At 41.4% G+C, this 5,366-nt stretch carries 6 protein-coding genes; all 6 read left to right on the top strand.

The window, feature by feature from the left end:
- Positions 1-899: 899 nt before the first annotated feature.
- The gene (locus tag L4D19_RS29985; RefSeq protein ID WP_428455434.1) at positions 900-1,355 is read left to right on the top strand and encodes an Imm26 family immunity protein; all 456 of its coding nucleotides are present in this window, start codon (positions 900-902) and stop codon (positions 1,353-1,355) included.
- Positions 1,356-1,951: 596 nt separating this feature from the next.
- On the top strand, positions 1,952-2,383 hold the full coding sequence (locus tag L4D19_RS29980; protein WP_428455433.1) for a hypothetical protein: 432 nt from the start codon (positions 1,952-1,954) through the stop codon (positions 2,381-2,383).
- A gap of 865 nt (positions 2,384-3,248) precedes the next feature.
- Positions 3,249-3,551: a hypothetical protein gene (locus L4D19_RS29975; protein ID WP_428455432.1), complete on the top strand. Its 303-nt coding sequence runs from the start codon at positions 3,249-3,251 to the stop codon at positions 3,549-3,551.
- A gap of 250 nt (positions 3,552-3,801) precedes the next feature.
- On the top strand, positions 3,802-3,966 hold the full coding sequence (locus L4D19_RS29970) for a hypothetical protein (protein WP_428455431.1): 165 nt from the start codon (positions 3,802-3,804) through the stop codon (positions 3,964-3,966).
- 229 nt (positions 3,967-4,195) lie between these two features.
- Positions 4,196-4,903, top strand: coding sequence for a hypothetical protein (locus L4D19_RS29965; RefSeq protein ID WP_428455430.1), 708 nt, complete (start codon positions 4,196-4,198; stop codon positions 4,901-4,903).
- 166 nt (positions 4,904-5,069) lie between these two features.
- The coding region (locus tag L4D19_RS29960) for a transglutaminase domain-containing protein (RefSeq protein ID WP_428455429.1) at positions 5,070-5,366 on the top strand (297 nt) is incomplete at its 3' end.

Below are 5,366 nucleotides of genomic sequence, written 5' to 3'. Positions count from 1 at the left end.
GGTGCAGCAGCCAAGCCAGTCCGTATCAGGTTGTCATGCTGGTTTCTCTGACTCAAATCGTTGAAAGTGAACAGGAATTATCAGAGTATGAATTTGTTGCCTGTATGACGCAGATTAATCATGCGTGGAAGAACTTTCGGCCAAGCAAGGTCGCATTAATGGATGGAGTTGCATAACAAAGGTATCAAGGTGACTTGTTTGACTCGGCATTTTTGGTTTGGAGTTTAGTGGATTTGGTGAGTTCATCGTGGCGCACCTTATCCCAGGCGTTATGGCCTAGTAGCACAGGCAACGTGGTATTCGTTTCAAGTTCATTGAGTCATGCTTAGCGGCTGTTAAGCCGGTCTCTTAGGCTATATACCTGCATGCTTTTCGGTATAACGAACTGTAAGGTTTATTGGTTTTGTACGCCACACGCCTGAGTTACCAACAGCGCACAGAGCTGGTTATGCTTGAAATTTCATCGCGATACAGTTCTCGTTTTACTCGGGTTTTCAAGTATTAACTCCTCAAACCTCCCCCTTTAAGCTTCCGATTTCTATCCGCAAACAAGAGCAATTCTTTGTCCGGATACTATTGTTTTAGTTATCTTAGATAATCTTTTGTACAAAAAAACATCAGGCAAGAGGGTAGATGTTTGATGTTTATGACAAAAACTGGGTGATCTCAAACTTATATCATTTGTGTGTTGTATGATGCCTTAATCATATGGCGGGCTAATAGTTCCGTTCGGCGGTAGCGTGCCAAGTTTAGGTTAACTGGTTGAAATGGAGCCATAACAAAGCAATCAAGGTGACCCGTTACACTCGGCGGTTTTGGTATGGAGTTCAGTGTGCTTTGCTTGTTCGGTGTGGGGCACCTTATTGCTGGCGTTATACCCTTTAGGAAAATTACAAACTATGGTTAAAAACTTTGAGTGTGGCAAAGTGGTGCAAATTTCACTCTCAAATGGAAAGTTCAGCTACGGCTTGGTCCTACCCGAGCCTCTTGTCGCATTTTCTGAGAATTCTTATGACGTCCTTCAAAGTGATTTCAGCGAAGTCTTTGGTGGAAAGTTGTTCAAGATTTGGGTTATGAAAGATGCTTTGGGTAAAAATGGTTGGTCTAAAGTAGGCTGCATCGAAGCTAACCAAATCGAATTATCTGAGCCTAAATTTTATAAGTTTGACCTTATCTCAAAGCAGTTTTCTATTTACACAAATGGCAATGAGATACCAGCAACGAAAGAAGATTGTATTGAGTTAGAGTGTGCAGCGGTTTGGTCAAAAGAGCATGTTGAAGAAAGGCTTCTTGCTTTAAGTGAAGGACGAGAAAGCAAGTGGGTAAGATCTTTGTCTGCTGAGTCACGGGTATAACAAGGCAATCAAGGTGATGCGTTACACTCGGCGGTTTTGGTACGGAGTTCGGTGCGCTTTGCTGGTTCCGTGGGGCACATCTTATTGCTGGCGTTAGGCATGGGAAAAGCCTGCTTTTGGATCTGGTCTTAACCGCATCGCCCAAGAACGGGAAATCTTAGGTCATTCGTTCATCGTAGGGCTGCCCTTAACGTTCGGAGAAATGCAGGTTGTTCCGTTCTTTGTTGCCTCTGACGATGGCAATATACATTCCTAGCTTCTTTGATACACCGCTGTGACAGATTTGTCGTTCACTCAACCTGTCAGTCTACTGATGCAGCCTTGATTGGTATTTCATCAGGGTGTCATGCAAATTTAGCTGGATTTAAGGTGCTGATAGTATTGATGTCACTTGATATTCAGAGGTGCTGTATCCCACGGTTGGCGCTGGAGTACGCTGAGAGTTCGGCGGCCAAGTAGAGATTTCACATGTGGAAATGCCTAACAAAGCAATCAAGGTGACCCGTTACACTCGGCGGTTTTGGTATGGAGTTCGGTGCGCTTGGTAAGTTGCTCGTGGGCACCTTATTGCAGGCGTTAACCGGCAGGGAAACAAAATGGATAAAGTTTTAAAAATCATAGTTTGTTTATTATTAGTTTGTGTGTCATTTGGTAGCTATTCAAGTACTAAAAATGAAGTGATGAGGCTTGGGTTCAGAGAGAAAACGACCCCTTTAACATTATCCACCGGTGAAGTTGTTCAAATAGAAGGAATGGCAAAGATTTACGTTACCGGGTCTGAGGATTGGGTTTTAATGCTTAATTACCGTGCTAACTCACTTGACCCGAAAGAGCTACAGAGAAAAGCTGAACTTATTTGGCCAAAATTTAAACCTATTGTTGAGAGAATGGGACTGAAATATGCGAGTATTCATGCAAAGAAGTATCCAATAGCCAACCCAGATAAAGACACGATGTTTCTAAGTGTCAACCTTATGTTGTATAAGGGTGTGGATAATGTATGGAGGTTCATGAATGATGCTGAGTAGCCGGTTAACAAAGCAATCAAGGTGACCCGTTACACTCGGCATTTTTGGTATGAAGTTTGGTGTGCTTTGTTAGTTTGGTGCGGGGCACCTTATTGCAGGCGTTATGCACCTAGAGCCAAGATTTTCAATGGTAGATAGTTCATCGCTCATTTCCACGATTTCTCTGGCCATTTGTTTGCCGAAAGGCTGCCTGTAAGTCCGAAGATAAGCAGGTTGTTGTTATATTTGCTGCCTTGAAGTCTGGCAATTCAATATCATAATTTCAACGTTACTTTGCTGTGAAAGTGTTGGCGCATCTCTTTGCCTATTGTTTTGGTGCAGCAGCCAAGCCAGTCCGTATCAGGTTGTCATGCAGGTTTCTCTGGCCCAAATCGTTGAAAGTGAATCGGAATTATCAGAGTCCGGATTTGTTGCCTGTATGCCGCAGATTTATCACGCGTGGAAAGATTTTCGGCCAAGTATGATCGTATTAATGGATGGAGTTGCATAACAAAGGTATCAAGGTGACTTGTTTGACTCGGCATTTTTGGTTTGGAGTTTAGTGGATTTGGTGAGTTCACCGTGGCGCACCTTATCCCAGGCGTTATGCAGTGAAGAAAATATGAATTTCATCATTAAAGGAATTACGATTAGCTCATTGTTAGGAATGATTGTAGGTTTCTTGATGTGCTATATCGGTTGGCAGCACAATCCTCAATGCGAGCTCCATTGTGATGGTTTTGTTGACTGGCGCTCATTGTTTCATTTGTGGCTAACCTGGTTCGTAATAGTCTTTATCGTTGGAATTATGATCAATCTTTTATTGTTTACTATTTACTCGATGCGTAATAAGCAATTATAAATCATTGGGGCATTGGAGATATGAATGTCAAAGAAAATGGATGCTACTGAACTTGCTTATGTAATAGTAACCGGAGTAGGCGAAGTTAAACCGGGAATGATGTTAGAGCACCCAGTGTTTGGTTTGGGTAAAGTTGAAGCAATATTTAAATTTACTAAATCTGGGGAAATCACTATACGAATTAACTTTGAGCACCATGGTTCAAAAGCTTTAGTGCTAGAATATGCAAAACTATCAAAGCCTAAATCCACCAGAAAAATGTCCTTCTTACAAAGGTTACAAAAAAAGGTAGTTAAGAGTTGGGTTACTTATAAATTTCAGTTGTAGTGAGTGTTTATGATGGTTACAGAGTATTGTTGTTGACCAGCTGCATAACAAGGCAATCAAGGTGACCCGTTACACTCGTCGGTTTTGGTATGAGGTTCGGTGTGCTTTGTTAGTTTAGTGTTGGGCACCTTATTGCAGACGTTAGGCATCTTGAAAAGATACTTTTGGCTCTTGTCGTGACTTTATCGCTCAAGAACGGGAAATCTTCAGCCATTCGTTCAGTGATAGGCTGTCCATTAAACTCGGGGTAATGCAGGTTGTTTCTCTCTTTGTTACTTTTCGCCCGGCAATGAAGCACCTCACTATTAATCGTTACATCGTAGTGAAAGGCATGCCGGTTTCTGAAGTATTCAGTCTTGAGATGCAGCCTAAAGAAGTTTCTCATCAGGCTGTCATGCAAATTTATCTGGTTTAAGATGTTGATAGCAATCATGAATGTTGAACATTCGTGGTTGCTGCTTCTCACGTTTGGTGCCAGGGTCGTTGAACACTCATCAGCCAAGTTTGGATGTCATACGTGGAAATGCCTAACAAGGCCATCAAGTGTGACGCGTTATACTCGGCATTTTTGGTATGGAGTTCAGTGCGCTTGGTGAGTTAGTCGTGGCGCACCTTATGGCTGGCGTTAGCTGCAGGAGTAATTTTTGAGATTTATAGACATAATTAAAGATGAAGGTGGAACGATATCATCGCGAGAACTCGATGGTTACTTCTATAAAGGTGAAGATGTTCATGTATGGGTAGAGCGGTTTTCAATTATAGGTAAAGAAGAACGATATATAGTAACTATACGTAGTAAGGATGGAAATTGTACAGAATTAGCAGAAAGTGGATTTAGCCCAAAACTTCATACAGTACTGAACTGGGCTAAGAGTCAGTTAGATTACAACCCTACCGTATTCGGGGAAGTTGATTTAAGGCAAAAAAAGACCGAAGCTGCTATTCGAGGGGAAGGCGCTGAACTTTATATTGCAGGTTATATTATGCTCGAACTTGGTTATATAGTATCAGTGGCGAGCCCGAACATGCCTGGGTATGATTTAATTGTAGTAGACCCCCAAACAAAAAAATCATGTCGACTACAAGTGAAATATAGGTCAAATAATACATCTTCATTAAAGCTGTCATCTACAGATTTCGATTTTTTAATTCTTGTTGATAAACCTTATCATGAAGCGATAGAAATAGAAGGTAGTAATACTTATAGACCTCTTGCAAAGTTTGATGTTTGGGTTTTAACTAATGAATGGGTAGAGCTTAGAAAAGAGCCCAATGGATATCTATCAAACCCAAGATACTTGCAGCATTACCATGATTGGAAGAAAATTGTGAACTTCTTGTCTCTCAAATAAGCGCAGTATGCAGCTAACAAAGGCATCAAGGTGACGCGTTACATTCGGCGGTTTTGGTTTGGAGTTTAGTGGGCTTGATGAGTTGGTCGTAGCGCACCTTATGCCCGGCGTTAGCTGCAAATACAAGTTATAGCGACCCGTCAAGTATATAAGTGAGGTTTGTAGAGTGTCATTAGAAGTATTAGTTCGGAATTTTAAGCAAAATTCGAATTCTGAAACTGAATTACTAGTAGTGCTTCATAATTGGGTTAGGGATCATATAAAGTTTGGTTTTACGGCTGATTTTGAAACGGTCTCCCCAGAAGACACAGTGAAAAATGGAATGGGTCACTGTAATGCTCAAGCTGATCTGCTATGTCATCTATTAACTTTAGCAGGGTTCGAGTCTCGATTGGCTTTCGTTTATATCGATAAAGAGATATTAAGATATGCAATTCCTAGTCTAATTTATTACATACTTCCC

This window comes from Photobacterium kasasachensis, assembly GCF_050336885.1.
In the GTDB taxonomy this organism is placed as follows: domain Bacteria; phylum Pseudomonadota; class Gammaproteobacteria; order Enterobacterales; family Vibrionaceae; genus Photobacterium; species Photobacterium kasasachensis.
Note: the sequence above shows the minus strand (reverse complement) of the source record. Positions and strands in the feature narration are given on the sequence as shown.

What these genes read in the sequence shown, in the direction of transcription:
- L4D19_RS29985 (WP_428455434.1), top strand. Translation starts at nt 900, where the DNA reads ATGGTTAAAAACTTTGAGTGTGGCAAAGTGGTGCAAATTTCACTCTCA.
- L4D19_RS29980 (WP_428455433.1), top strand. Translation starts at nt 1,952, where the DNA reads ATGGATAAAGTTTTAAAAATCATAGTTTGTTTATTATTAGTTTGTGTG.
- L4D19_RS29970 (WP_428455431.1), top strand. Translation starts at nt 3,802, where the DNA reads ATGCAGGTTGTTTCTCTCTTTGTTACTTTTCGCCCGGCAATGAAGCAC.
- L4D19_RS29975 (WP_428455432.1), top strand. Translation starts at nt 3,249, where the DNA reads ATGTCAAAGAAAATGGATGCTACTGAACTTGCTTATGTAATAGTAACC.